Origin of the sequence: Saccharomonospora sp. NPDC046836, from assembly GCF_040645195.1 — a bacterium.
Taxonomy (GTDB): domain Bacteria; phylum Actinomycetota; class Actinomycetes; order Mycobacteriales; family Pseudonocardiaceae; genus Prauserella_A.
In genome coordinates this window covers 276,965-302,655 of the sequence record NZ_JBEYXW010000005.1, presented here as the reverse complement: position 1 = coordinate 302,655, position 25,691 = coordinate 276,965, and the positions used below count along the sequence as shown (strand labels likewise).

Genomic DNA, 25,691 nt, shown 5'->3' with positions numbered 1-25,691 from the left:
CTGACGTGACGGTGAGTCCTGCCGGCACCGTACCGCCCTCCCCAATCGGCGCCGCAGCCGTGCTCGAGACCGAGGGACTGACGAAGTCCTTCGGTCCCGTGCGCGCTTTGCGGGAGGTGGACTTCGCCCTGCGTTCTGGCGAGATCCACGCGCTGGTCGGTGAGAACGGCGCCGGGAAGTCGACGCTGATCAAGTTGCTGACCGGTGTGCACCGGCCGGACGCGGGCTTGATCCGGTTCGAAGGTGCCGAGGTGACCTTCGGCAGGCCCGCCGACGCCCAGCGCGCCGGGATCTCGACGGTGTACCAGGAGGTCAACCTGGTGCCGCTGCTCTCGGTGGCGCGCAACGTGTTCCTCGGTCGCGAGCCGCGCACGCGCCTCGGCCTGATCGATGCCGGAGCCATGAACCGGGCGGCCGCGGAGCTGGTGGGTTCACTGGGCGTGGACGTCGACGTCACGGCCGATCTCGGCAGGCTCGGTCTCGGCGTGCAGCAGATGGTGGCACTCGCCAGGGCCATGTCGGTCGAGTCCCGTGTGGTGATCATGGACGAGCCGACGTCATCGCTGGAGGCTCGCGAGGTGGCCACGCTCTTCGAGGTGGCCCGCACGTTGCGTTCCCGCGGCGTCGGGATCGTGTTCGTGTCTCACCGGCTCGACGAGCTGTGGGAGTTGTGCGACCGGGTCACCGTGCTGCGCGACGGGCAGCACGTCCACACGGGACAGCTGGCGGGGCTGGACCGCGTGAGCCTCGTGGCGACCATGCTGGGCCGCGACGTCACAGACGTGGCACGTGAGGGAGCCACCGAGTTCGGCGACACCCACCGGCAGTCCGGCGAGCCGGTGCTGACGGCGAGTGGCCTCGACGTCCGGAACCGGCTGCACGGCGTCGGCCTGCACGTCCGGCCCGGCGAGGTCGTCGGGCTCGGCGGCCTGCTCGGCTCCGGCCGCAGCGAGACCGTCAAGGCCGTGTACGGCGCGCTGCCCGTGCGGTCGGGCTCGGTGGAGGTCGACGGGCGGCGCGTGCGGGCCAACTCGGTCCGGCACGCGCTGCGCGCCGGTATCGCCCTGCTGTCCGAGGACCGCAAGGCGGAGGGGATCGTGCCGGAGCTGTCGGTGCGGGACAACATCGCGCTGGCGGTGCTACCGAGTTTCTCGCGCGCAGGGCTCGTGTCGGAGAAGCGGATCGACGCGCTCGTCGGCACGTTCATGCGCCGCCTGCGCATCAAGGCGGCCGGCCCCGCGCAGAAGGTGCGTGAGCTCTCGGGCGGCAACCAGCAGAAGGTCCTCATGGCACGGTGGCTGTGTACCGAGCCGAAGGTGTTCCTGCTCGACGAGCCGACGCGCGGCATCGACGTCGGCGCCAAGGCCGAGGTGCAGGCACTCATCGACGAACTGGCCGGGCACGGGCTCGCCGTCGTGCTCATCTCCAGCGAGCTCGACGAGCTGGTGGAAGGCGCCGACCGGATTCTCGTGCTGCGCGACGGCGCGGTGGCGCGGGAGCTCGCCGGCGAGCGGAAGACCACCTCGGCGCTGCTCGCCGCACTCGCGGGCGGTGCCGGCACTGAGATCGGCCCGGAGGACGGCGATGACCGATAGCACGCTCACGCGGGCAGAATCCGGCACCCGCCGGGGTCCGCGTCGCGACGCCGACTGGATTCGCCGCAACGGCGTATACGTGGCGCTGGCACTGCTGCTCGCCGTCAACGTCGCCGTCACCGACAACTTCGTCAGCGAGGACACGCTGCGGCTGCAGCTGATCCAGGTCGCGCCCGTGCTGATCGTGGCACTCGGGATGGCACTGGTGATCGGCACCGAGGGCATCGACCTGTCCGTCGGCGCGGTGATGGCGATTGCGGCAGCGCTCATCCCGCTCTACATCGGCTACGGCACGGGAGTCGCGATCGGCATCGCCCTGCTGGCCGGTGTCGCCAGTGGAGCGCTCGCGGGAATACTCGTGGGCCGCGTCGGGGTGCAGCCCATCATCGCCACACTCGGCATCATGGTGGCCGGGCGCGGCCTGGCGAACCTCTTCGGCGGCGAGATCAAGAGCATCCGCGATCCCGGGATCGTCGCACTCGGCTCGCAGAGCGTGCTCGGCGTGCCGTACGTGGTGCTCATCGCGGCGGCGGTGGCGGCACTCGCGTGGTTCCTCGTGCGCCGCTCGACCTACGGCCGCCAGCTCGTGGCGATCGGCGGGAACAAGCGGGCCGCCGAGCTGGCCGGCCTTCCGGTGCGCCGGGTTCTCGTGACCACGTATGTCCTGTGTGGACTCCTGGCCGCGCTGGCCGGAGTGCTGCTGGCGGCACGTTCGCAGGCGAGCGACCCGACCAAGGTGGGGCTGCTGGTGGAGCTCTCGGCGATCACGGCGGTGGTGATCGGTGGCACGCCACTGTCGGGTGGGCAGGTGCGGATCGCGGGCACCATCGCGGGCGCACTGCTGATGCAGCTGATCACGGCGACGCTGATCTTCCACGATATTCCCGATTCCACGGCGCAGATCGCGCAGGCGGTGATCGTGGTCGCCGCGGTGTACGTGCAGCTGGGTCGCAGGAGGACACGACGATGACGACGACCGTCCGGCGCCAGGAGTCCGCCTCGGCGAGCTCGCGCGCCAGGCTCGCCCGGCTCGCGCAACGGCAAGGCGCGCTGGTGATTCTCGTGGTCGCGGTCCTGGCCGCGACGTTCTCCTTCGAGTCGTTCGGCACTGCGGGTAACCTCTCGAACATCGCGCTGCAGGCGTCGTTCCTCGCGGTCGTGGCACTCGGGATGACGTTCGTGATCATGTCCGGCGGCATCGACCTCTCGGTGGGTTCGGTGTTCGCGCTCGGCGGCGTCCTCGCCGCGTGGGGCGCCGGGCACGGCACGTGGGCAGCCATCCTGCTGCCACTGGGCGTCTGCGGGCTGATCGGGTTGGTGCAGGGCTTGGTGATCGCGCGCGGCGGGCTGCCCGCGTTCATCGTCACGCTCGCTGGTCTGCTGTTCGCGCGCGGCCTGCTGCTGTTCATCAGCGACGAGGGCTCCACGACGTACAAGGTGCCGCCGGACTCGGCGTTCCGGCAGCTGGCGCAGGGTGAGTTCCTCGGCATCGGCTACCCGGTGTGGCTCGTGCTCGTCGCGTTCGGCATCGGCGGGCTGGTGCTGCACCGCACGTCCTACGGCGCGACGGTGCTCGCCATCGGCGGGCAGGAGGAGGCCGCCGATCTCATGGGCCTGCCGGTGGTGCGCACCAAGATGATCGCCTACACGGTGTCGGGCCTGCTCGCCGGGCTCGGCGGGGTACTGATGGCGTCCTACACGTCGTCGGGCGTGACCGTGCTCGGGGTCGGCATGGAGCTGGAGGTGATCTCGGCGGTCGTGCTCGGCGGCACATTGCTGACCGGCGGTGCGGGGACCGTGCTCGGCTCGCTCGTTGGCGTGCTACTGCTGCAGGTGATCAAGAACGTGATCAACCAGGTCGGTTCGCTGAACTCCAACTGGCAGGCGGTGATCAGCGGGACGATCCTGCTCGTGGTGGTGACCGTGCAACGCTGGCTGGCGACGGTGCAGCGCCGCGCTCCTTAGTGGACTATCTCAGAAGAGGCGGTGCCACGCCGGCGTGTGGCGGGGCCGAAGCTCCGCCACACGCCGGCACACGCGTCAATCCGCGCTGGTGTCCCAGCCGTAGTCCGGCAGCGCGAAGAACTCCTCACCGTTGAGCCGGTCCACCTCGCCGGAGGCCATCGAGCCCAGCAGCGACTCGACGCCGGTGCGGACGGACTGGGTGAGCATGCCCTGCTGCTTCTGCCCGAGGTCATCCTGCTGGCCACGGACCTCGAACAACACCGTGGCGGATCCGTTCAGCGCGAACGCCGACCGGCCCTGCCCCGCGTACTCCCGGTCGTCGGGGTGGAAGTAGCGGCCCACCCCGGCCACCGGTGACTGTGGACCGTAAGCCTGCTGGATGCCGCGCGCGACGGCGAGTGCGTAGCGCCGCGACTTGTCCTGGTCGAGCAGCGGCCACTCCGCCTGGTACGCGGCACCGTCATCGACGCCCAGTGGCGGGTAGTCGAGAGTGACCGAGATCAGCTTGCCGTCCTGTGGTCCGCCGGTTGTCCGCGCACAGGGACCCATGTGGTGCAGGTCCACGACGGCGTCCACCGCACCGAACTCGTCGCGCAGGCCGACGTAGGCGTCCCGGATTGCCCGCGACTCCGGGGAAAGGAAGAACCCGGCATCCACCTGCCGCCCCGGCAGGTCGGCAGCCTGCGGTACGTAGTCGAGGTCGGGGTTGAAGTCCCGGTTGAGGTCGAATCCCGGCAGCTCGATCCCATCCCCGCGCAGGCTGTGGTACCACGCTCGTGGCACACCGGCCAGTTGCGGGTACTGGGCAACGACGTCATCCCAGGCGACGACGTTCATCCGCCGGTTCAGCTCACCGCCGTCGGGGTTCACCATCGGCAGCGCCACGAACGTGACCGACGACAGCAGCTGTTTCGTCGCCGCGTCCTGGCCCGTGGCCAGCTTCCGCAGAATCCCGAGCAACGCCTCGGTACCGGTGCGCTCGTTGCCGTGGATGGCGCTTTGCACCAGCAGTACCCGGTCCCCGGTGCCGACACGGGCCGACCACAGCTCCCTGCCCAGCGTGCTGGTTCCGATCTGCTCCACCTCGACGCGGCCTGCCGAGCTGCGTTCGATGCTGTGCAGCTCCCGGCCGAGCTCCGCGTGGTCGGTCCATCCGTTCCACTGTGGATCGTCAAACGTCTTGCAGGCACCGTTGCCCGGCCCCGCCGGTGTGGCCGCGGTGGAGTACCCCGTGGCCAGCCCGGTGAGTACGAGTGAGCAGGCTGCCGCCAGCGCCATCGGTACGCGCCATCGTGTCTTACGCAACAACGTCATCTCCTTTCGGTCCACCGTCACACGCCGCAGCGGCCGGCTTCGGCGTACGGAATCGCCTCGTAACCCGACACGTCGTAGGAGCCGAGCCGGTCCTGTGCAGCCGCTTCGAGCACCGCCATCGTCGGGATGCGGAACAGGTTCTCGAGCTGGCCGTTGCTCTTCTGCCCCACCGAGCGCACCTCGAAGAAGATCGCGCCCTCTGTCGGGGTTCCGGCGACCGGCTGTTCACCGGCGGGTGCGGTGCCGCCGAGCAACATGCGGGACAGCACGGCGTTGGTGATGTCGATATCGGGATACTTGGCGGTGTTCACCGGCCCGTAGCCGGCGAGCGCGTCCACACTCACCATGGCCATGGCGCGGTTGGTCCGCCACTGCTGCTCCGTCATCCGGGACGGCGCGATGGACCGGGCACCGATCTGGAACTGGTTGAGGTCATTGGTTCCGGCGACGACCGGTGCCTCGCTCATGTGGTGCAGGTCGAGTGCGTAGACGGGCGCGATGTCGCGCCACAGTCGCCAGAACGCCACCGACTCGGGCTGTGCGAAGTTCTCCCAGTCGCGGTTCAGGTCGGTGCGGGTCGGGGTGGTGCTCTGCCGGATGTTGGCCTCGGACCCATCGGGGTTGAACATGGGGATCACGACCACTGTCAGCTGTTCGCGCACTTGTTTCGCCCACGGACTGCCGCCGGCGAGCCGATCCAGGATCTGCAACACCGCCTCTGTGCTGTGCAGCTCGTTGCCGTGGATGCGTGCTTGCAGCCAGAAGGTTCGTGGCCCATGGCCGACGGTGGCGTACAGCAGATCACGCCCTTCGCCGGAGGTGCCTGCGCTGGCGACGGTCACCAACCCACCGGAGGTTCGTTCGATCCGGTTCAGCTCGCGCACGACGTCGGCGTAGTTGGCGACGCTGGCGAGGCTGACGTGTTGCTGTTCCTGAAGGCACGGCCCACCGGGTGTGTGGGATGGTGCGGCTCCGGCGACTGTCGCCGGGAGCACACTGCCGAAAGCGAGTAATGCGGACAGCGCTGTGACAACCAAGGTACGGCGCATTCTTCTGTTGTCCTTCCTCACCCCGATGATCGAGATGACGGCAGGAGCTTAAGTACACCTCTTTGACTGAGTCAATCAGCAGGGAAAACTCTTCTGCTCCAAACGGATGACAGCCGGCGCATCCCCGGTCGATCGACTGTCCACTATGGACCCGTGCGGATCAGCCGCACTACTCCAACCGGCCCCGATCCAAAAGTCGGGCACATATTCCAGCTACGGACGACCGGCACTGCTAACGCTCGCGCTCCGCCATTGTTTCAATCCCCGCGAGGAGCAGGTCGAGGCCGAACGCGAAATAGGCGTCCTCGTCCTCGCACTCGCTCAAGGGGCCCGCAGCCTCCACAAGCCGTGGGTAACGCTCAGGCGGCAACGATCCGAGAAAGCTCCGCGCGCGGCGCTGGGCGGCCAGCAGCTCTCCGGATTCCCCTTGTGGTTCCGATCCGGGCACTCCGCTGACGAGATTGGTGAGAGTGCTCAGCACGTGACGGACGATCTGGGTCGCCTCCATCGGCGAGAACCCTCCGCGCCACAGGATGTCGAGCGCGACCTCGGTCGCGCGAAGGCCACTTTCGGAGGTTGTGCTGCGAGTCGAAAGCAGAAGCGCGGTCGAGGGATGCGAGCGCAGCACGTCGACCATCGAACCCAGGAACGTCCTCAACTGCTCGGACCACGGGGCGGACGCGTCGACCGTCAGGTCGAGCTGCTCGTAGATCCTGTCGACCATGCCGTCCAGCAGCTCGTCTTTGCTGCGAAAGTGCCAGTAGAGAGCCATGGGCGTCACGCCGAGATCGTTGGCCAGTCTTCGGATGGTGACAGCCCCGAGCCCTGCCGAGTCCGCGAGCGACAGCGCCCCCTCGACCACCGCACGGCGCGTGAGGGGCGGCCGCTGATCGGCGGCCACCCCTCGACGCGAATTCTGACCCATCACTTGACGACCATACACCGTACAGGATAGATGTACAACGTACATGTACGTCGTACAGGCACGAGAGATCGGATGGACGCGATGAACCTGAAAAGGTGGTTTTACCGGGGTGGCCGTCCGAACGGGGTGGCACGCATCCTCGACCGAGGTACAGCCGCGCTCTACGCCCTCGGGGTAGCTCCGAACTACCTCATCAACCTCGAGGTGCCGGGACGACGCTCCGGCAAGACGATCACGCTGCCGGTCGTCATGACCCTGGCCGGGGACGAGCGCTATCTCGTTTCCATGCTCGGGGAGAACACGAACTGGGTGCGTAACGTGAGAGCGGCGGAGGGCGACGTCACGATCCGCCATGGCCGTCGCGAGGAAGTGCACCTGGAAGAGGTGCTGCCGGATCGTCGAGCCCCCGTTCTCAAGGCCTACCTGAAGCGAGCGCCCAACGCCCGCGCGCACATGCCGGTGGACAAGGACGCGCCGCTGGCCGAGTTCGAGCGCGTGTCACCACAGTTTCCCGTATTCCGGGTGCTGCCCAGAGAAACGAAGCAGTAAGCGTGCCCTGCCAGGGGTTTCTGAATGCGTCCACTATGGCCCTGGCATACTGACCGGAACCGACGGCGTTAGGACGATATGGAGATCCGCACGGTCACGGAGCAAGACCGCGATGAGCTGCGCGCACTGTTCACCAGAGCGGGCGAGGGCTCACCGACCGAAAGCCTGTGGGGCCACCCGGAATCCGAGGCGGCGATTTACCTCGACCCATACTTCGAGCTGCTGCCTGACTCGCTGTTCGTCGCCGTCATCGACGGAAGCATGGCCGGGTACCTGACGGGCTGCCCAGACGGCTCGCTCCTGCCGAGCGAGAACGAGCGCATGTCGCGCGCCATCAGTCGCCACCGCCTCGTCGTGCGACCGGGGCCGGCGAGGTTCTTCGGCCGCGCCATGCTCGACTCCATGAGGGCGGCGATCCGGCGGGAACCGACCGCGGGCGAACTCGACGACCCGCGCTGGCCCGCGCATCTGCACATCAACGTGGAGCTGCGAGCCAGGGGAACCGGCGCGGCCGACGCGCTGATGACAGCGTGGCTCGACCGGCTGCGCGAACTCGGCTCCCCCGGCTGTCATCTACAGACCGCCAGCGAAAACACCCGCGCGGTACGGTTCTTCACGCGAATGGGCTTCGTCCCGCACGGCCCCACGCCGGCGATTCCCGGCCTCCGCCACGCCGGCAAGCGTGTCCACCAGCAGACGATGGTGTGGGCACCGTAACGCAGCACGTTACCACCGCCGCGCCTTATCCACTGTGGGGGTCACGTCGGCTGGCTTCGCCTAAAATGATTCGAAACGTCGGAGTATCTCCTCGTTACCAGGAACCCGATTACTGATCCCTAGCGAAACCGTAGAACTGTCAAAGATATCCGCATAAACCAAGCAGTTGTCGAAATTCTCATCACGTAAATCGCGCTGATTGAAATCTTCGCCGTTTGCCGCAGCGACCACCACGAGATCAATGGACTGCCCGATGACGCAGGACAAATCAACTAATTCCGCGAATGTCATCTCCAAACCCAGTTTCATTCCGGCAATCTCATTGCCAAGTTGCTGAAGCGGCACACCTCGAAAAGGCTCTCCGACAGCATCCATCCACAGAACTCGCCACACCCAACGGTTACCAGATAACAATGGAACCAAGGTCCGAAGATCAATTATTTCGGAGTTCGCCGTTAATATGCTTCTCTCGACTACGCGCATCATGGATCCTCCAACGTTTCAGACCTGCCTCCCGTTCATCCTCGCCACAGTCACAATCATCGCACCTTGGCGCTGAGACGAACGACAACAACACCCCTCCCCCGGCCAGGCACCCAGTCCTGACCACCCCCTCAGCAGCCGCCACCCCACGTATTGTCTTGCCGTTGATTGTCTGTGTCTTGACAGACTCGCGTGCGGCTGTCATCGTTTGCGTCGCGTCGACCAATGCAGGCAGTCGTTGAGCTCGCTCCAAGTGCCAAAGGAGGCATCCGATCGAGACACGTCAACCAAGGCATGAACACGCTTGGCCGACCCGACCGACGGGACAGCGATTGGTAGTCCCCGTCGGGTAGCGAGCCCTGTCCGAGTTCTGGGCCACCGCAGAATCTCACGGACCTCCGGCGTCAAACATCGTGACGCGAAGTCCTTGTGTCGCCGAAAGACCTTTGCCAGGCAGTGCGCTTCCGCGCGTCGTCGACTCTGTAATCAGAGGACGCCTGGTCCCGATAAGAAAGATCGAAGGATGACCGAGACCACCATCGCAACTGACCACAATGTACCGAAATCCCAACGCGTCCGTGTCGTCAGCTCGACGTTCATCGGCACGGTCACCGAGTGGTTCGACTTCTACATCTACGGGATCGCGGCCGCGCTGTACTTTCCGGCGATCTTCTTCGAGAACATGTCCCCGGCGATGGCGACCGTCTCGTCCTTCGGAACCCTCGCCGGCGGCTTCCTGGCTCGGCCGCTCGGCGGCATCATCGGCGGGCATTTCGGCGACAAGTACGGCCGGAAAAAGGTACTCATCGTCAGCATGATGGCCATGGGCATCGCCACCGCTCTGGTCGGCGTCATTCCGCCGTACTCGGCTATCGGCTTCTGGGCACCGCTCGCACTCATCACCATCCGGCTCATCCAGGGCCTGGGAGCAGGCGCGGAGTGGGGCGGCGGGATGTTGATGCTCGTCGAGAGCTTCGGAAAGCGCAGAAGGGGACTCTGGGGAAGCGTCGGCGTGATGGGGGTATCCGCGGGCGGGGTCCTCGCGACCCTGGTCTTCGCGCTCGTGTCGCGCGCCCCGGAAGCACAACAGGAATGGTTGTGGCGCGTCCCGTTCATCGCGTCGATCCTGCTGGTCGCTGTTGGACTCTGGATTCGGGTGGGTGTCTCGGAAACCCCGGCGTTCAAGGCTGCCATGAAGTCCTCCGCCGAAAAGCGGCGGACGGCGCTGCCGGTGATCGACGTGCTGAAGTTCCATCGCAAGAACGTCCTGCTCGCCGTCTTCCTCGGCGCCTCGCACACGGTCGCCTATCAGATCTTCGTCACGTTCACCAACGGATACGCCAAACTGGTCGACGTACCCGTCGACACCCTGCTCGACTACGAGTTCGTCATGGGGGTGCTGGGGTTCATCCTCGTACCGATCTTCGGCTTTCTTTCGGACTACATCGGGCGACGTCCGCTGATTGTCATCGGCTGTACCTGGATCGTTCCCTGCTTGTTCTTTCTCTATCACTTCATGCAGGAAAAGAACATGTCCATGGTGTTCCTGTTCCTGATCCTCGCCATGGCCGGCCACTCGATGATCTACGGACCGTTCAGCGCATTTCTCGCGGAACTGTTCAGCACCCGTACCCGGTACACCGGCGCATCGATGGGGTACCAGATCGGTGGCGCCATCAGTGGACTGGCTCCGCTCGTCGCGACTGCCATCCTGGCCGGAGATCCGGGCCGGGTCACCTACATACCGCTGATCGTCCTCGGAACGAGTGTGCTCGGCATCGTCGCCGCGTTCATGGCACCGGAAGGCAAGGGCAAGGAACTACCGGCGTGAGCGTTCGCCCTGACTCCGCAACACGTTGAGAAGAAAGGAACTCACGTTATGGCGACACCCGCGACGGTGGCGGTCCTCCCGCACGGAAAGCGTCTGTTGGAGCTGCGGAACGTGACTCTCGAGCCGGGGCCGTTCGAAGTGGTGGTCAGGCAGACCGCCGCGGGCGTGTGCCACAGCCAGCTGGACCAGATCGACAACCCGACACGGTTCGGCGCGCCGGCGAAGTCCCAGCCCGTGGTGATGGGACACGAGTCGGTGGGAACCATTGTGGACATCGGCACCGAGGTCCACGAGTTCGCAATCGGTGACGAGGTCCTGGTGACGTGGGTTCCCCGTACCCGACGCCTCGACCGTCTCCCCCAACCGTCCACAGTGGCCCTGGACAACGGTGAATGCGCGGTGACGCACAACGTGTTCGCCTGGGGCACGCACACGGTCGTCGACGAGTTGTTCGTGTGCCCGGCGCCGGAGGGCACACCGCGCGACGTCGGAGCAATCGTCGGCTGTGCCGTGATGACAGGCGCGGGGGCGGTACTGAACACGGCGGCGGTGGAGCCCGGGCACAGCGTGGTCGTCTGGGGTGCCGGTGGTGTCGGGCTGTCGGCGGTCGCCGCCGCGCGCATCGCCGGTGCCGCGCCGGTGATCGCCGTCGACGTCGCCGACGAGAAGCTCGACCAGGCGAGGCTTTTCGGCGCGCACGACACCGTCAACGTGGTACGGGAAGACCCCGTCGAGAAGATCCACCAGCTCACGAGGACCGCGACCGGTTCCGGGGCGGACTACGTGCTCGACTGCATCGCGAAGCCGGACACCGTGCGCGACAGCCTGGCCGCCGTCCGGGCCGCTCACCTGGCCAAACGGCCGGGCGGCACCGTGATCCTGGTCGGCGTGCCGACGGAACCGTTGCAATTCGACGGCCTCGACCTGGTCGCCAAGGAGAAGCGGCTGATCGGATGCCGCGCGGGCGACTCCGTTCCCGAGGAGGACTTCAGCCGCCTCGTGCGATGGCACCGCAGTGGCCAGCTCGACCTGTCCAAGCTGGTCAGCAGGCGATACCGGCTCGAGCAGATCAACGAGGCGGTCGACGACCTCCGGCGTGGGCGGGTGGTCGGGCGGGCTATTCTCGAACTGTGAACCGTTTGTATACATAACTGGTCTGCGTATACTCGCACCAGAAAGGCATGCAATACGAGTAGAAGGGCGCACCCCGTGGCAACCAAGCCCAGCTTCCATCTCGCCATCCCCGTGGACGACCTGACCAAGGCCAGGCAGTTCTACGGGGACGTCCTCGGCCTGGACGAGGGGCGCTCCGCGGACAAGTGGATCGACTGGAACTTCTACGGGCACCAGGTCGTGACCCACGTGGCACCGCGCGCGGCCGGCGGTCCCGAAGCGCACAACCCGGTCGACGGTCACGACGTACCGGTCCCCCACTTCGGTGTGGTGCTGACCGTCCCCGACTTCCACGCGCTCGCGGACAAGGTGCGCGCCGCGGACATTGCTTTCGTGATCGAGCCCTACGTGCGGTTCGCCGGTGAGCCCGGCGAACAATGGACGATGTTCTTCCTGGACCCCGCGGGCAACGCCATAGAGATCAAGGCCTTCCAGGACGAAGCGCAGCTCTTCGCCAAGTAGCGCAAGGGAAAGCACGAGGAGGCCGCTGTGGGCACCAAGGTCGACCACGTCTATCGCGCACTCCGCGACGACATCCTCGGCGGACGTGCCGAACAGGGTGCCGCACTGGACGAGGCCGCACTGGCCGGGTCCTTCGGTGTGTCCCGGACCCCGGTGCGGGAAGCCCTGCGACTGCTGCAGAGCGAGGGGCTGCTGGTCTCCGGGCCCCGGCGGCAGTTGTTCGTGGTGGACCTCTCCGACCGGCATCGCCGAGAGGTGGCGATCCTGCGCGAAGCACTTGAGGGAAGCGCCGCCGTGGAAGCCTGTTCCCAGTGGCTACCGGAAGATCTGGACAACCTGCGACTCGCGGTGCTGAAGCAGCGCCGCGCTGCCAAGGCCGAGGACACCGAGGTCTTTCTCAACCTGGACGAGGAGTTCCATCGCGAGCTCGCCGCGGTGGCCCGGATGCCGACACTGTCGACGTTGCTGGGCCACCTCGGCGCGTTCGTCCGGCTCGCACGGATCGGCGTTCCCACCGGAACCGAGCACATGCTCGGCCTCACCGACGAACACGATCACCTCATCGACCTGCTCGAAGCACGCGACGCCGACGGCCTGAAAACGGCGCTGAGCAAGCACATCCATGACACCGGTCCGCGGTCGGAGTCCACATTGACCAGGTCGTGACTGTCGGCCGCTGCACGCATTTCACACGTTCTTTGCTTACGGCGCCTTTCGCCCGGTTCTGTTCCCATGGGTGCGTATTGGGACGAACGACAGCGGAAGGGGACGAACCATGCGGATCAGGACGCTGGCTGTTCTTGCGGGCCCCGGCGGCGGTGCGACGCCGGCGCCGGAGGACGGGCTGTGACCGCCGAGACCAACGAGCTGGAACAAACGCTGTTCGAGGTCAAGCGCATGATCGTCGGGCAGGACCGGCTGGTCGAACGGCTCGTCATCGCCCTGCTCGCCGACGGGCACTGCCTGCTCGAAGGGATGCCGGGTGTGGCGAAGACGCTGGCCGCGCAGACGCTGGCGACGGCGGCAGGCGGCAGCTTCGCACGCATCCAGTTCACGCCGGACCTGGTGCCCTCCGACATCGTGGGAACGAGGATCTACCGGGCCTCCAGCGAGACCTTCGACGTCGAGCTCGGCCCGGTGATGGCCAACGTGGTCGTCGCCGACGAGATCAACAGGGCGCCGGCGCGCGTGCAGTCGGCTCTGCTGGAGGCGATGGCCGACCGGCAGGTCTCCATCGGCGATCGCTCGTTTCCCGTGCCGGAGCCCTTCCTTGTGCTCGCCACGCAGAACCCGGTGGAATCGGAGGGCGTGTACGCACTGCCGGAAGCGCAGCGCGACCGGTTCCTCATGAAGGTGTTCGTCGACTACCCGAGCGAGTCCGACGAACTCGGCATCCTCTACCGGATGGGCGTGCGGCGCCCGGCCGCCCGGCGGGTGCTCGACCCGCAGCGACTGCTCGCCCTGCAGGAGCGGGCGAAGGACGTCTACGTGCACCACGCGATCGCCGAGTACGTGGTGCGGCTCGTGCTCACCACCCGCAAACCCGAGCAGGCAGGGCTGGCCGACGTGGCCGGGCAGGTGGCGTTCGGCGCGAGCCCGCGCGGCACCCTCGGGCTGGTCGCCGCCGCGCGGGCGCTCGCGCTGCTGCGTGGGCGCGACTACGTGTTGCCCGGTGACGTCCACGAGCTGGCGGTGGACGTGCTGGCCCACCGGCTCGTGCTGTCGTTCGACGCGCTGGCCGACGGTGTACGGGCCGAGGACGTGGTGCGCAGGATCGTCACCGCGGTGCCCGTGCCGCAGGTCGCCCCTGCGCAGGCGGAGGTGGCGTGAGTACCGTCGCCGGGCTGGTGCCCGGCCACCGGCTGCGGCGCCTCGAGCTGACCATCACGCGCAGGCTCGCCGGCCTGTTGCGCGGCGAGTACGCGGGGCTCCTGCCTGGCGCGGGTACCGAACCGGCGGGCAGCAGGGAGTACCGCCCCGGCGAGGACGAGGTGCGCAGGATCGACTGGGCGGTCACGGCCCGCACCGGCACCGCGCATGTGCGGGACACGATCGCCGAGCGGGAGCTGGCGGTCCACGTCCTCGTCGACGGCAGCGCCAGCATGGACTTCGGCACGGTGGAACTGGAGAAGCGGGAGCTGGCCGTGGCCGCGGTCGCGGCCGTCGGGCTCATCACCGCGGGACCCGGTAACCGGATCGGCGCCGACCTGCTCGGTCCGTACGGCATCCGGCGCTTCCCGGCCAGGGGCGGCCGTGTCCATCTGCTGTGGCTGCTGCACACGATGCTCGCGGCACCGCGGGCCGCCGACGGCAGCGGAACCACTCCCCTCGCCCCTGCTCTGCACGGGCTGCATCGCGGACTGCGCAGGCGCGGGCTCGTCGTCGTGGTCTCCGACTTCCTCGACGACGGCGACTGGGCGACGCCCTTGCGCAGGCTCGCCGCGCGGCATCAGGTGATCGGTGTGGAGATCACCGACCCGCGGGAGCTGGAACTGCCCGACGTCGGGCTGCTCACCGTGCTCGACCCGGAAACGGGGCGGCGCCGCGAGATCGCGACGGGCAGTCGCGCGGTGCGGGAACGGTTCGCCGCGGCGGCCGCCGAGCAGCGCCGCACCGTGCGCGACCGGCTGCGCGGTGCGGGAGTGGCGCACGTGGCGCTGCGTACCGACCGGGACTGGGTCGCCGATCTGGCCAGGCACGTCCACCGGCAACGGCGACTCGCCAACGCACACCGGAGACGGGCATGAGCTTCCTCGCTCCCGGCCGGTTGTGGCTGCTGCTGGGTGTCGCCGCCCTGCTGGGGGCCTACCTGCTGCTGCAACGGCGGCGCAGCCGCTACGCGATGCGGTTCACGAACCTGCCGTTGCTGGAACGGGTCGCCGCGGCGACGCCAGGCTGGCGCAGGCACGTTCCCGCTGGGCTGTTCCTGTCCATGCTCGCGCTGCTCGTCGTCGGCTTCGCACAGCCGACCGACGAGGTCCAGGTGCCGCGAGAGCGCGCGACGGTGCTCGTGGCCGTCGACGTGTCGCTGTCGATGCACGCCACCGACGTCCAGCCGGACCGGCTCGCCGCGGCCCGCGCGGCCGCCGCCGAGTTCGTCGGCTCGCTGCCCCGCGAGTTCAACATCGGGCTGATCGCGTTCGCGGGCAACGCCACCGTCGTGGTGCCGCCCGTGACCGACCGGGACGCGTTGCGCGCCGGGCTGGACCGGCTCGACATCGACAGCACGGGTCTGGCCGGAACCGCGATCGGCGAGGCGATCGCGGCCTCGCTGGAGGCGGTGCGGACCCTGGACGCGCAGGCCGCCGCCGAGCCGCCACCCGCCCGGATCGTGCTGCTCTCCGATGGCGCCAACACGGCAGGGCGCGCACCCGACACGATGGCCGCGGAAGCGGCCGCCGCAGAGATTCCGGTGGACACGATCTCGGTCGGCACCGAGGACGGCGAGGTCGCCATCGGCGGCCAGTGGCAGGGCGTTCCCGTCAACGGCGAGACGCTGCGCGCCGTCGCCGAGCTCACCGGTGGCGCCTACCACGAGGCGGGCACCGCCACGGAGCTGCGCGACGTGTACGCCGACATCGGCAGCTCGGTCGGCTACCGCTCCGAGCAGCGCGACGTGTCCAGCCGGTTCATCGGCTTCGGGCTCGTGCTCGCCCTCGCCACGGCAGGCAGCTCGATGCTCTGGTTCTCCCGGATCCCGTAGAGCGCGTCTGAGGATTGTCCTCCGTGCGAGCGGTGATCCAGATGGATGCATCGCAAGGCGGAGGAGGGAGGCATGACGGAGTCATGGTGACCGACGACAACGCAGCGAGGCGCCATCTGGGCACCGCGCAGCCGGTACGCGATAGTCCTCAGACGCGCTCATAGGAGGCTTGATGACCACGCACCCCACGGGACTCGGCCGGCCCAGCGGGCCGGGGTTCCTGCCCACACCGGCCCCGCCTCCACCGGCCGACGACTCCCCTGACTATCCGTTCGTCCCTCCCCCGCCCGGCGGCGGCCGGCAGCGGCGGTGGCCCCGGCTCCTCGGCGCCGGGCTGCTGGTCGTCGCCGTCTCGGCGGGCACCGGTGCGGTCGCGGGGCGGGCGGCCGCCCCGGACGGCGAGCCCGTCAGCTTCCCGCGCGCCGCGCTCGATCCCGGCAGCGGCGAGGGCCTGGTCGGTATCGCCGAGCAGATCAGGACCGGGGTGGTGTCCATTGCCGCGCCCGGCAGGGGCGGTGTCGCCGGCGGATCGGGGTTCGTGCTCGACGACCGCGCGCACATTCTCACCAACGACCACATCGTGTCCGGCGCCAGGTCGGTCACGGTGACCGGCTCCGACGGCAGCAGGCGGCGCGCGGAGGTCGTCGGCCGCGACCCGCGCAACGACATCGCCGTCCTGCGCGTGGATCCGAGCGGCGCGCTGACGCCGCTGCCGCTGGGCCGGTCCGGCAACGTCCGGGTCGGCGAACAGGTGCTCGCCGCAGGCTCGCCGCTGGGCCTTTCCGGAACGGTCACCTCCGGCATCGTGAGTGCCGTCGAGCGACAGGTCCGTCTCGGCGGGAGCACACAGACCGCCGTGCAGACCGACGCCTCCATCAACCCCGGCAACTCGGGTGGACCACTGGTCAATGCGCGCGGCGAGGTGATCGGGGTCAACACCGCGATCGCCACGTACGAGGGCGGCGGCTCGATCGGCATCGGGTTCGCGATCCCGGTCGACCGCGCCGCCGACGTGGCAGAGCGCCTCATCGCCGGCGGGTGATTGGGATGCGGCTACTGCTGGTGGAAGACGAAGAGGATCTGGCCGAAGCCGTCCAGTTAGGACTGCAGCGGGCGGGGTACGCGGTGGACCACGCGGCGACAGTGGCGGCGGCAGGTGAGCGGCTCGCGGTGAACGCCTACGACCTGCTGCTGCTGGACCTCGCGCTGCCGGACGGTGACGGTTTCACGCTGTGCCGGGCAATCCGCAGCGGTAACGTCGCTGTCGCCGGCGGCACGGACCTGCGTGTGCTCATGCTGACGGCACGCGGGGCGCTGCCCGACCGGGTCCGTGGTCTCGACGACGGCGCCGATGACTACGTGGTGAAGCCGTTCGCGCTGGACGAGCTGCTGGCGCGGGTGCGCGCGCTGCTGCGCAGGGAGACCAGCGGCGCGACGGCGGTGCTGCGGGTCGGCGAGCTGACGCTCGATACCGCACGGCACCGGGCGTGGCGCGGCGAACGGGCGCTGCCGTTGTCCCCCAAGGAGTTCGGCGTGCTTGAGTACCTGATGACCAGGCCAGGGCACGTCGTGTCGACCGAGGAGCTGCTGGAGCATGTGTGGGACGAGAACGTCGACCCGTTCACCCACACCGTGCGCGTGACCATGGGCACCCTGCGCCGCAAGATCGGCAACGGTGACGAGCACGCGATCATCCAGACCGTCGTCGGCCGGGGATACCGGTTACGGGAGGAGTGAGGCGCATGCGCCTTCCGTCGTTCATGCACTCGATCCGGTTCCGGCTGACCGTGCTGTACTCGACACTGCTGTTCGTGCTCGCCGGGGCAGGGCTCGCGGCGACCTACGTGGCGGTGGAGCGCAGCACCAACCCCAAGCCGGTCACCGAGCGGTACGAGGCGGAACTGGTCAAGCGCAAGGCCGATGGCAGCGAGGTGCTGGTCGGCACGATGGAGGTCGCGGCTATCGAGCAGATCGAGTCGGAGGTGAACCTGCGCACGCTGGAGGCCATGCGCAGCTACTCGGCGGCCGCGGTCGGCGGATTGTTCGTCCTCAGCCTCGGTATCGGCTGGGTGCTGTCCGGCCGCGCCCTGCGCCCGGCGCGCTCGATCGCGCATGCCGCAAGGGAAATCCAGGCAACCGACCTGTCCCGCCGGATCCGGCTCGACGGCGCGAAGGACGAACTGCGGGAGCTGTCCGACACCATCGACTCGATGCTGGACCGGCTCGACAAGGCGTTCGGCGCGCAGCGGCAGCTGATCGACGACGCCTCGCACGAGCTGCGCAGCCCGCTCGCGATCATCCGCGCGCATCTGGACGCTTCGCTGAAGTCGCCGCAAGCCACCGACGACGAGCGGGCGAGGGCGGTGGTGGTGATCGACAGGGCGACGGACCGGATGTCGCGGCTGGTCGAGGATCTGCTCGCGACCGCACGTCGGGACACAGAGTCACTCGCCGACACCGACGTCGACCTCGCGACCGTGGCACGCGAAGCCGGTGAGGACTTGGCGGTGCTGGCGAGTGAGCGCGGGCTGCGGCTGACCTTCGCGCTGCGCGGCGGGCTGACGGTGATCGGCGACCACGACGCGCTGCGCCGTGCGGTGGGCAACCTGCTGTCCAATGCGGTGCGGCTCTCGGGTCCGGGCACCGACATCACGATCGGCTGCGGACGCTCGGGTACCTGGCTCTGGCTGGCCGTGGCCGACGCTGGGCCCGGCATCGCCGAAGCCGACCGGCCACGGGTCTTCGACCGGTTCTGGCGCGGCGAGCCGAGTGGCGTACGTGAGCAGGACCGGCACAGTGGCCTGGGGCTGGCGATCGTGCGGCAGATTGTAGAGTCGCACAACGGCAAGGTGGCCCTGTTCTCCGAGCTGGGTACGGGCAGCACGTTCGTGCTCTGGTTCCCCGCGCGCCACAGTGGACAGAACGGAACGCCGCCCGACCTCAATCCTCTGCTGTGACCGCATTGGCTCCCCGCCGGGATCTCTAGCCGGGGGCCGGTGTCAGCACCACGTCCACGAGACGCCGGGGCCGCAGGAACACCGGGCCGATCAGCCCGGACTCGAGCGCCTGGCCGCGTGCGTTGGCGCCGGTGTTGGTCACCCGGATCCGGACCACGTTGTGGCCGGCACGCAGAGCCTGCGTCACATCGGCCCGGTAGGGCGACCACAGCCGGGACCCGGCTTCCACGCCGTTGATGACGATCTCGGCCACCTCGTGCACCTCGCCGAGATCGAGATCCCAGCCCCTTCCTGCCAAGTCCTCCGGATCGAGCGCGATCTCCTTCTCATACCTGGCCGATCCCGAGTGATTGCTGTCCACTTCGGTCCAGGAACCCAGCGGGCGCGCCGTCACCGGCGCTCCTGCGCGGTCGAAGCCGAACGTCCATTCTCCGTCGAGCGGAATCGGGTCGAGCGGGTCGCTCACCTCCACGCTCCCCCGGTACCGGCGGCGGCCGTCCGTCGCGATGACGGTGACAGGGCCGGGTGCGTCTACTCGCACCGTCGCGACCACCTGGCGGCCCTCGGTCCGCACCCGTTCCACCGGCGCCGAGGCCGACACCGCATGCACCGGTTCCCGGGCCGCGCGCAAGACGACCAGCTGCGTGGCCTTCGGTTCAATGCGCAGCGACACGGCGGTGCCGCCCTCACGCCGCCCTGGAAACGCCGCTGACCGCCACACCCCGGCCGGCGCCACGGCGCCGGTGTCCGGGTCCCAGATCTCCGGAACACCCGTCCCGGGCAACGTGGCCGTGACCTCGACGGCCTCCGAACGTTCGTTCATCAGGACGAACGCATCGTCGCCGCCGCGCTCCAGTCGAAGTACCCGCACGTCGGCCATCCGCGGAGTCAGCATCGCCGCAGCGCCTCCCGCCGTCACGACCGCGGCGGCGGCAGCCGCCGGATCGGGCGCCCGATGCGCGGACCCCCGGCCGCCGAACAGCTCGGCAAGCGCGCGACGAAGACCGGCGTGATCACCACCGGCCTCCTGGGTCGGCAACTCGCCGATGGCCACCAACGTGCCACCTCCACGGACGAACCGGCTCAGCGTCTCGACCGCACCGAGCGCCAGGATGGGAGTCTGCGGCAGCACCACGATCCGGTATGCCTGTCGCCCCACCACCAGCCTCGGTCCGCTCGGCCTGGCCGAGGCCACCAGTGCCGGGTCCGCGTCGAGCGCACCTTCGTCGAGGAAGTCGAAATCGACCTGAACGTCTTCGAGAGAATGCGCGGCGCCCCGGAAAGCGTCGTCGATCTCGGCGATCACCTCGGTGTCCTGATAGGTCTCGGCAGCCCGCTGCGGTTGGACGAGCACGGTGCGGGCCTTGGCGGTCGCCCGGCATGCCTCCATGAGCCGCCCAATCCACTCGTTCAGCGGCGCTGAGACCTCCCACCACGGGTTCACCGGCTGGAATGGCGGTGGATACACGATTTGCTTCTCGTCGGTGAAGCTCGCGTGCAGCAACGTGTGGTTCGCCCCGCGCACCGCGAACGCGCCGACCACCTCACGGGTCAGCGCCGGGGTGACCTGCCACCCCGTACCGCCCATCGCCTCCAGATACACCCGCTCGAGTCCGAGCTGGTGTGCCGTGCTCGCCGGCCATCGGGGCAGTGTGCGGTGGTACCCGCGCTGGTAATGGTCGAAGATCAGGTCGGTCCCCGGCACCTGCGACCACTGGTTGGTCGTGTTCAGGTTGCCGGCGCTGCGCACCTGCTCACCCGGGCCGTACTCGTCCCACAGCGGGTTGGAGATGAACTTCAGCCCTCGCTGGGCCACCCATTCGCCCTGGCGGCGGTGGTATGCGGCGGCGAAGCGGTCGGACACCGCGCGCCAGAATACTCCCCGCAGCCGCAGCCCGTCCGCTCCGAGGTCCTCGTGTACCGCGGTGAGCGCGATTCCCGGCCGTGTCCGGAGCCGGTCCAGTTCGTCGTCGAGCGACGGCGACCATGGCACGGTGTTGAAGTGAGCTCTGGCCGAGGCGATGAACGGCTCGTCATCGGCGAAACCGCGCAGCACACTGCCGACGGCCCACGGAAACCGGCGAAGGTACTCACCCGGCACGATGTCGAGGAACTGGCGGACCGCCTCGTCGTCGAGCAGATCCAGATAGTTGCGCCCGAAGCCTCCGCCCTGGGCCAGCTCGCGGAGCGGAAACAGGTCCACTCGCCACTGTCCATCAGGGACGGTCCACATGCCACCGGCGCGGGCGATCTCGGTCAGGTCCACCAGGGAGGCGAGGTCGGACGAGCCTTGCGGCCGGGCCGCAGCGGCGATCAGCGGCGATGGTTCAGCGAGGTCGAATCCGTCCAGCGCCGCGTCAGTGCCGAACTCCTCGGCGTAGAGCACGGCGCCGTCGGCGCCATGCACGGTCAGGCTGTCCCAGGACGAGCGCTGGGACGCCGTGCCGCGCACACCGACCCTTCCCGCGACGAAGACGCCGTCCTCGATCGGCGGCAGCGCTACCTCGTCCACCGACACGTCGATGCGTGGGCCACGGACCGAGACCGTCAGCAGATGGTCGGCCGCCGGGTCGAACCCGTCGACCGGCCGGCCCTTGCGCAGCAGGCTGAACCCGCCGCCCTGCTGCCGCCACACGTCCACTTCGCCGTTGCTGAGCAGGTCGACGAGCAGGCCGTTGGCCGCGTCGGGGCTGCGCACCATCAACCCCGCGGTCGCCCGTTCCACCCGAACCTTCGCCCGCACGTCGTAGTCACGCCACTCGGCACCCGCACGAAGCAGGCGGATGCCGTCGAAGGCAGCCGCATCCACGATTAGCCGTCCCTGCGACACCGAGAGTGCGCGTGCTGCCAACCTCACCGAGCTGCCGCCCACGACCTCGAGGTGCTGATGGCCGACGCCCTTCACACCCAGCTCCGGCCGCGGCGGGTAGACCCGGTCGCCGACGCGTCCGCCGGCAACGACGAATCCACCGGCCCGGCCGCTGGGAAAGTGGCTGTCGTTGAACAACCACACGTGCATGCCCTCGCGCTGGGCCTCGCGCAGGGTGAACTCGATGAGTGTGAACCAGCCTTCGCTGAAGAACTCCGGCCGCAGCGCCGCCGTTTCGAAGGGGAACACCAGCACCTCGTGCACGCCCTTGTCGCGCATGTCGGCAAGCTGGGTGCGGATCAGCTCCTCCGTCACCGTGCCGTTCCAGAACCACAGCACAGTGGGTCTGCTGTCCGGGCGCGGTTCGGCGAACCAGTCGGCCACGAACCCCTCGGGCCGCGCCGGTGTCGCACCGGCCGTCCCAGGCCCGGCAGCGACCGACACCCCCGCGGCAAGCGCGGCGGCGCCTACGAGGGCGAGCACACTCCGCCGGGAGAGTCCGAGATCCCCGCCTGTCGTCACGATGTGGATCCCACCGTGGTCACTGTTGCCGTTCATCGTTCCTCCGGGAAGTGGTTGAGCGCAGAGCGCGGCGCTGCGCACCGCTTGAAACGATTTAAGCCGCCCGCGTGCTTATCCGCAGATCATTCAGGGGCGAACGGGGTGGCGTGCCGTCGGTGTCTAGCCGTCCGAAACGGTGTCGGCCGCGCCTGGACCGGTCTGGCGTTCTCCCTGATACGCGCGGAACGTGTACTGCCCGGAGCCGACCTCGACCCGCACGACACCGTCCACTTCGGAGATACGGCCGATGCCGTCGGCCCGCTCGAGCGACAGGCCGCGTTCGGTGACGGCGTGTCGATCGCGTGCGGGGATGTGGACCGTCGCCGTGGATCCGACGGGAATGGTGACGTTGAGGGTGAGTGTGTTGCCGGTACGTCGCCAGTCGCTGCCGACCACCCCGTACGGCGTCCGCGTCGTCGCCTTGGCCCAGCGAAGCTGTTCGGTGACCGCGGGCGCGATCGTGATGTCGCGGTACCCGGTCTGCTCGGACGCCTGAATACCGGCGACGTGCTGGTAGAACCAGTCGTCGACGGTGCCGAGGAAGTAGTGCCCGCGCGAGCGCGCCTCCAGTGCCCAGTGTTCCCACATCGACGTGGCGCCGTTGTCGATCATGTAGCCCCAGCTCGGATACGCCGTCTGCACGGCGAGTTCGTAGGCCACATCGGGGTAACCGTAGTCCGTCAGCACCGGCAGCAGGTACTTCGTGCCGAGCACGCCGGTGTTGAGCGTCGTGCCCTTGGCACGGACGTCGGTCACGATGCTCGCGGCGACCCGGTCCGCGGTCTCCTCGTCCGGCGCCAGGCCGAATGCGAGTGCGAGCACGTTGTGCGTCTGCCGGTAGCCTCTGTCACCGTCGCCGCGGTAGTACCCCGCGGTGTGGTCGAGGAAAGCGTTGTTGAACGCCTCCTTGACCACGGCAGCCTGTTCGGCGAACCGGGCCGCGTCCGCATCCTTGCCGAGGAAGTCGGCGCTGCGCCGCATCGAGGTGAGCATCGCGTACAGGTAAGCGGTACCCGAGACACGCAGATCCTCGGGAGCGTTGCCGCCGGCCGGGCTCGCCTCAGGGCTCACCCAGTCGCCGAGCCGCGAATCGGGCACGATCCCCGCGGCGGACCGGGTGAACTCCAGCTCCACATAGGACTTCATGCCGTCGTAGTTCTCGCGCAACACCCGGCTGTCCCCGCCGTACTGGTACAGCCACCACGGGATCATCACGTACGCGGAGTGCCACGGCGGCGCCACGCCCCACCGGCCCCAATCGCCGGAACTCGGGGCGATCACCATCGGCCTGCCCTCGACGTCGCGGGTCTCGTGCACATCGCGCATCCACTTCGCGAAAAGCTCGCTCACATCAAGGTTCGTCAGGAACATCTCGGTACCCACGGCGGCATCGCCGGTCCAGCCGTTCTTCTCGAACATCGGCGTATCGGTGGGAATCCCGTGGATGTTGTTCTTCAATGTGTCCACCACCGCACGATGGGTACGGTTCATGATGTCACTGGAACTCTCGAACGAGCCGATCTCCGCGGCGTCGGTGTGCACAACTCTGGCAGTGAACGCGCGCAGCGGAGGTCGCCGATCCCCCGGCCACTCAGTGACCTCGATGTACTGGAATCCCTTGTAGGAGAACCGGGACTCCCACGATTCGCCCCCGGCCACACCGGCCAGGATGAACCGGTCGGTCTGGAAACCTGCCTGGAACCCGCCGTTGTTGCTCGTGTCCACCCGGCCGTCGGCCGTGAGCTTCTCGCCGTAACTCGCGCGAATCGTCGTCCCGGCGGGTCCGGTCGCGGTGAACCGCACCCAACCGGCGATCACGCGGGGGAACTTCACCACATAGGTTCCGGGGACGGGCTCGGTCATTTCTATGGCGGGCAGAGACTCGGTGACACGAATGGGCTGCTGGCGCTGATTGACCAGGACACCACGAGGCCCTGGCACCACGCTCGCCTTCGCCCATGAGCTGTCATCGAAACGCACGGTGTCATAGCCCTGCTGGGCAAGTCGCGCGTCGTACGTCTCACCCGCGTAGAGATCGTCGGACACCGTCGGACCGTCGTCTATCCGCCAGGAGTCGTCGGTCACGAGCCGCTCGACGCGGCCGTTGGCGTACTCGATGTGCAGCAGCGCACGCACGACCGGATCGTCGTGCCACGGCGGCGATTCCCAACGCCACACGTTGCCACCGGTCATGCCGTAGAAGCCACGTCCCAGTTCCATCCCCAGTGCGTTCGTTCCCGGCCGCAACGCCCGCGTGAGGTCGAGGGCGGTGTACTGGACGGTGTCGTCGTAGTCGGTGAACCCGGGAGACAGCACCTCGTCGCTGGCCGGTTTGCCGTTGAGTGAGACATTCGCATAACCGCCCGCGGCGACGTAGAGGGTGGCGTCCTTGACCCGTGAGTCCACTTCGAACACACGCCGCAGCAGCGGCGCGGGACGCGGCTCCCGCGTCGGACGCCGAACCCCTTGCCCCCACGGACCGCTGCCGTACTGTGCCAGCGCCGTGGCCTCCGCCCAGGCGGAGTCGTCGAACGCCGGCTGTGCGAACTCGGCGGGAACGGTCATCGCCGCCTTCCAGTCGGCTCCGGTGGTGAACGTCGAGGTCGTTCCGTCCACATAGGTCATACGTACCACCGCGATCAGACCGGCCGGGCTGCCGGCGTCGTTGGTCGACCGCACCGCGAACACGTTGCGAGCAGGCTCCAGCTCGACCTCGTGGTAACGCGACTGCTGCCAGCCGTTGTTCACGGCGTCGGTCTCCCCGGCCTTCGTGCCGTTGACCCAGAGCTGATACGAGTCATCGGCGGTAATCAGGATCTCCGCTGTGGCCGCGGTTTTCCCGTCCGGGCTGACCCGGGTGGTCCGGAACGCGCGCTCCCCTGCCGGCGCGCCCGACGTCGTCGCGTCCGACGTCCAGATCCACGACGCACCGGCAAAGGTCAGATCCGTAAGCTCGTCCGGCAGTCGCTCGTTGCCGATCCACCTGCTGCCGGCCCAGTCCTGCTCCTCGTACAACCCGGTCCGGAACGTGGAACTCGCCGCACTCGAACCGTGCGTCGTCACCACGTCCACCCGCCAGGTGTAGTCGGTGATTGCTTCCAGCGCCGGACCTTCATAGTCCACATTGGCCGACTCGCTGGACCTGACGACGCCGCTGTCCCACACCTGCCGGCCGGCGTCGGTGACCCGGAGCCGGTACGACACCTGCTCGACTCCTCGTCCACCCGACTCGATGGTCCACGAGAACCGCGGTCGCTCGACGTCGATGCCGATCGGCTGGGCCTTCTTCTCGACAAGGAGGCTGCCCAACCGGACTCCCCTCGCACCGGGATCCTCGGCCACCGCGGGCGAGCCGGTCGCCAGCAGAACCAACGACAAGACGGCGGCCAACCCGGCCCGCCTGGTTCGATGGGCATGGGTTCGGACCGGCAGCGCTGCCGTCACGGGGGCCTCCTCGATTGGAACGTTTCACATCGAGTGTATCCCACAGCGTGTGACGAGCGCCACGAAAAACTTGGGCGAGATCGCCCCGGTCAAC

The 25,691-nt window shown here is 68.3% G+C and carries 21 protein-coding genes; 15 read left to right on the top strand and 6 right to left on the bottom strand.

Annotated features, from left to right (window positions below; genetic code table 11):
• The first annotated feature begins 5 nt into the window (after nt 1-5).
• From ABZ863_RS09695 to ABZ863_RS09685, 3 genes are read left to right on the top strand one after another with little or no spacing between them, the layout of a single operon-like run.
• Nucleotides 6-1,595 (top strand): sugar ABC transporter ATP-binding protein, encoded by a 1,590-nt coding sequence (locus tag ABZ863_RS09695; RefSeq protein WP_358533099.1) that lies wholly within the window; start codon nt 6-8, stop codon nt 1,593-1,595.
• The gene (locus tag ABZ863_RS09690; protein WP_358533096.1) at nt 1,585-2,565 is read left to right on the top strand and encodes an ABC transporter permease; all 981 of its coding nucleotides are present in this window, start codon (nt 1,585-1,587) and stop codon (nt 2,563-2,565) included. Before ABZ863_RS09695 ends, ABZ863_RS09690 begins: the two co-directional genes overlap by 11 nt.
• Complete coding sequence (locus tag ABZ863_RS09685) at nt 2,562-3,560, top strand: ABC transporter permease (RefSeq protein ID WP_358533093.1); 999 nt, start codon at nt 2,562-2,564, stop codon at nt 3,558-3,560. The genes ABZ863_RS09690 and ABZ863_RS09685 overlap by 4 nt, the downstream gene beginning before the upstream one ends.
• Nucleotides 3,561-3,635: 75 nt before the next feature.
• Here the strand turns inward: ABZ863_RS09685 and ABZ863_RS09680 are convergent, their stop codons facing one another.
• The 3 genes from ABZ863_RS09680 to ABZ863_RS09670 all read right to left on the bottom strand — a co-directional run bounded on the left by ABZ863_RS09680 (nt 3,636) and on the right by ABZ863_RS09670 (nt 6,824).
• Complete coding sequence (locus tag ABZ863_RS09680) at nt 3,636-4,874, bottom strand: M14 family zinc carboxypeptidase (RefSeq protein ID WP_358533090.1); 1,239 nt, start codon at nt 4,872-4,874, stop codon at nt 3,636-3,638.
• A 17-nt stretch (nt 4,875-4,891) separates the two neighbouring features.
• Nucleotides 4,892-5,923 carry a M14 family zinc carboxypeptidase gene (locus ABZ863_RS09675; RefSeq protein ID WP_358533087.1) on the bottom strand — a complete coding sequence of 344 codons (1,032 nt, stop codon included), beginning with the start codon at nt 5,921-5,923 and terminating at the stop codon, nt 4,892-4,894.
• Nucleotides 5,924-6,155: 232 nt separating this feature from the next.
• The gene (locus ABZ863_RS09670; RefSeq protein WP_358533084.1) at nt 6,156-6,824 is read right to left on the bottom strand and encodes a TetR/AcrR family transcriptional regulator C-terminal domain-containing protein; all 669 of its coding nucleotides are present in this window, start codon (nt 6,822-6,824) and stop codon (nt 6,156-6,158) included.
• 96 nt (nt 6,825-6,920) lie between these two features.
• Between ABZ863_RS09670 and ABZ863_RS09665 the strand changes: the two genes are divergently transcribed.
• Nucleotides 6,921-7,397: a nitroreductase/quinone reductase family protein gene (locus tag ABZ863_RS09665; protein ID WP_358533081.1), complete on the top strand. Its 477-nt coding sequence runs from the start codon at nt 6,921-6,923 to the stop codon at nt 7,395-7,397.
• Between the two features lie 78 nt (nt 7,398-7,475).
• The gene (locus ABZ863_RS09660) at nt 7,476-8,114 is read left to right on the top strand and encodes a GNAT family N-acetyltransferase (protein WP_358533078.1); all 639 of its coding nucleotides are present in this window, start codon (nt 7,476-7,478) and stop codon (nt 8,112-8,114) included.
• A gap of 60 nt (nt 8,115-8,174) precedes the next feature.
• On the opposite strand, the gene ABZ863_RS09655 is transcribed toward ABZ863_RS09660, so the two are convergent.
• Nucleotides 8,175-8,597, bottom strand: a complete 423-nt coding sequence (locus ABZ863_RS09655) for a hypothetical protein (protein WP_358533075.1) — start codon at nt 8,595-8,597, stop codon at nt 8,175-8,177.
• A 523-nt stretch (nt 8,598-9,120) separates the two neighbouring features.
• Between ABZ863_RS09655 and ABZ863_RS09650 the strand changes: the two genes are divergently transcribed.
• From ABZ863_RS09650 to ABZ863_RS09605, 10 genes are all read left to right on the top strand, one after another.
• Nucleotides 9,121-10,428: an MFS transporter gene (locus ABZ863_RS09650; RefSeq protein ID WP_358533072.1), complete on the top strand. Its 1,308-nt coding sequence runs from the start codon at nt 9,121-9,123 to the stop codon at nt 10,426-10,428.
• Between the two features lie 48 nt (nt 10,429-10,476).
• Entirely contained in the window at nt 10,477-11,562 is a 1,086-nt protein-coding gene (locus ABZ863_RS09645) for a zinc-binding dehydrogenase (protein WP_358533069.1), read from the top strand.
• A 75-nt stretch (nt 11,563-11,637) separates the two neighbouring features.
• Complete coding sequence (locus ABZ863_RS09640; protein WP_358533066.1) at nt 11,638-12,063, top strand: VOC family protein; 426 nt, start codon at nt 11,638-11,640, stop codon at nt 12,061-12,063.
• Nucleotides 12,064-12,090: 27 nt separating this feature from the next.
• The gene (locus ABZ863_RS09635; RefSeq protein ID WP_358533063.1) at nt 12,091-12,729 is read left to right on the top strand and encodes a GntR family transcriptional regulator; all 639 of its coding nucleotides are present in this window, start codon (nt 12,091-12,093) and stop codon (nt 12,727-12,729) included.
• Between the two features lie 180 nt (nt 12,730-12,909).
• Nucleotides 12,910-13,893, top strand: a complete 984-nt coding sequence (locus ABZ863_RS09630) for an AAA family ATPase (protein ID WP_358533060.1) — start codon at nt 12,910-12,912, stop codon at nt 13,891-13,893.
• A complete protein-coding gene (locus ABZ863_RS09625) occupies nt 13,890-14,810 on the top strand; it encodes a DUF58 domain-containing protein (RefSeq protein ID WP_358533058.1) in 921 nt (306 codons plus the stop codon). Before ABZ863_RS09630 ends, ABZ863_RS09625 begins: the two co-directional genes overlap by 4 nt.
• Entirely contained in the window at nt 14,807-15,766 is a 960-nt protein-coding gene (locus ABZ863_RS09620; RefSeq protein WP_358533056.1) for a VWA domain-containing protein, read from the top strand. Before ABZ863_RS09625 ends, ABZ863_RS09620 begins: the two co-directional genes overlap by 4 nt.
• Before the next feature lie 172 nt (nt 15,767-15,938).
• Entirely contained in the window at nt 15,939-16,808 is an 870-nt protein-coding gene (locus ABZ863_RS09615; protein WP_358533053.1) for a trypsin-like peptidase domain-containing protein, read from the top strand.
• Between the two features lie 5 nt (nt 16,809-16,813).
• Nucleotides 16,814-17,503 (top strand): response regulator transcription factor, encoded by a 690-nt coding sequence (locus tag ABZ863_RS09610; RefSeq protein ID WP_358533051.1) that lies wholly within the window; start codon nt 16,814-16,816, stop codon nt 17,501-17,503.
• Nucleotides 17,504-17,508: 5 nt separating this feature from the next.
• Complete coding sequence (locus ABZ863_RS09605; protein ID WP_358533048.1) at nt 17,509-18,723, top strand: HAMP domain-containing sensor histidine kinase; 1,215 nt, start codon at nt 17,509-17,511, stop codon at nt 18,721-18,723.
• A gap of 25 nt (nt 18,724-18,748) precedes the next feature.
• On the opposite strand, the gene ABZ863_RS09600 is transcribed toward ABZ863_RS09605, so the two are convergent.
• Together ABZ863_RS09600 and ABZ863_RS09595 are read right to left on the bottom strand one after the other, a co-directional pair.
• Nucleotides 18,749-22,150 (bottom strand): glycosylhydrolase-like jelly roll fold domain-containing protein, encoded by a 3,402-nt coding sequence (locus ABZ863_RS09600; RefSeq protein WP_358533045.1) that lies wholly within the window; start codon nt 22,148-22,150, stop codon nt 18,749-18,751.
• Between the two features lie 123 nt (nt 22,151-22,273).
• A complete protein-coding gene (locus tag ABZ863_RS09595; RefSeq protein WP_358533042.1) occupies nt 22,274-25,597 on the bottom strand; it encodes a family 78 glycoside hydrolase catalytic domain in 3,324 nt (1,107 codons plus the stop codon).
• Between the last annotated feature and the right edge of the window lie 94 nt (nt 25,598-25,691).

What these genes read in the sequence shown, in the direction of transcription:
- ABZ863_RS09620 (WP_358533056.1), top strand. Translation starts at nt 14,807, where the DNA reads ATGAGCTTCCTCGCTCCCGGCCGGTTGTGGCTGCTGCTGGGTGTCGCC.
- ABZ863_RS09650 (WP_358533072.1), top strand. Translation starts at nt 9,121, where the DNA reads ATGACCGAGACCACCATCGCAACTGACCACAATGTACCGAAATCCCAA.
- ABZ863_RS09680 (WP_358533090.1), bottom strand. Translation starts at nt 4,874, where the DNA reads ATGACGTTGTTGCGTAAGACACGATGGCGCGTACCGATGGCGCTGGCG.
- ABZ863_RS09600 (WP_358533045.1), bottom strand. Translation starts at nt 22,150, where the DNA reads ATGAACGGCAACAGTGACCACGGTGGGATCCACATCGTGACGACAGGC.
- ABZ863_RS09605 (WP_358533048.1), top strand. Translation starts at nt 17,509, where the DNA reads ATGCGCCTTCCGTCGTTCATGCACTCGATCCGGTTCCGGCTGACCGTG.
- ABZ863_RS09660 (WP_358533078.1), top strand. Translation starts at nt 7,476, where the DNA reads ATGGAGATCCGCACGGTCACGGAGCAAGACCGCGATGAGCTGCGCGCA.
- ABZ863_RS09615 (WP_358533053.1), top strand. Translation starts at nt 15,939, where the DNA reads ATGACCACGCACCCCACGGGACTCGGCCGGCCCAGCGGGCCGGGGTTC.
- ABZ863_RS09675 (WP_358533087.1), bottom strand. Translation starts at nt 5,923, where the DNA reads ATGCGCCGTACCTTGGTTGTCACAGCGCTGTCCGCATTACTCGCTTTC.
- ABZ863_RS09610 (WP_358533051.1), top strand. Translation starts at nt 16,814, where the DNA reads ATGCGGCTACTGCTGGTGGAAGACGAAGAGGATCTGGCCGAAGCCGTC.
- ABZ863_RS09645 (WP_358533069.1), top strand. Translation starts at nt 10,477, where the DNA reads ATGGCGACACCCGCGACGGTGGCGGTCCTCCCGCACGGAAAGCGTCTG.
- ABZ863_RS09655 (WP_358533075.1), bottom strand. Translation starts at nt 8,597, where the DNA reads ATGCGCGTAGTCGAGAGAAGCATATTAACGGCGAACTCCGAAATAATT.
- ABZ863_RS09685 (WP_358533093.1), top strand. Translation starts at nt 2,562, where the DNA reads ATGACGACGACCGTCCGGCGCCAGGAGTCCGCCTCGGCGAGCTCGCGC.
- ABZ863_RS09665 (WP_358533081.1), top strand. Translation starts at nt 6,921, where the DNA reads ATGGACGCGATGAACCTGAAAAGGTGGTTTTACCGGGGTGGCCGTCCG.
- ABZ863_RS09690 (WP_358533096.1), top strand. Translation starts at nt 1,585, where the DNA reads ATGACCGATAGCACGCTCACGCGGGCAGAATCCGGCACCCGCCGGGGT.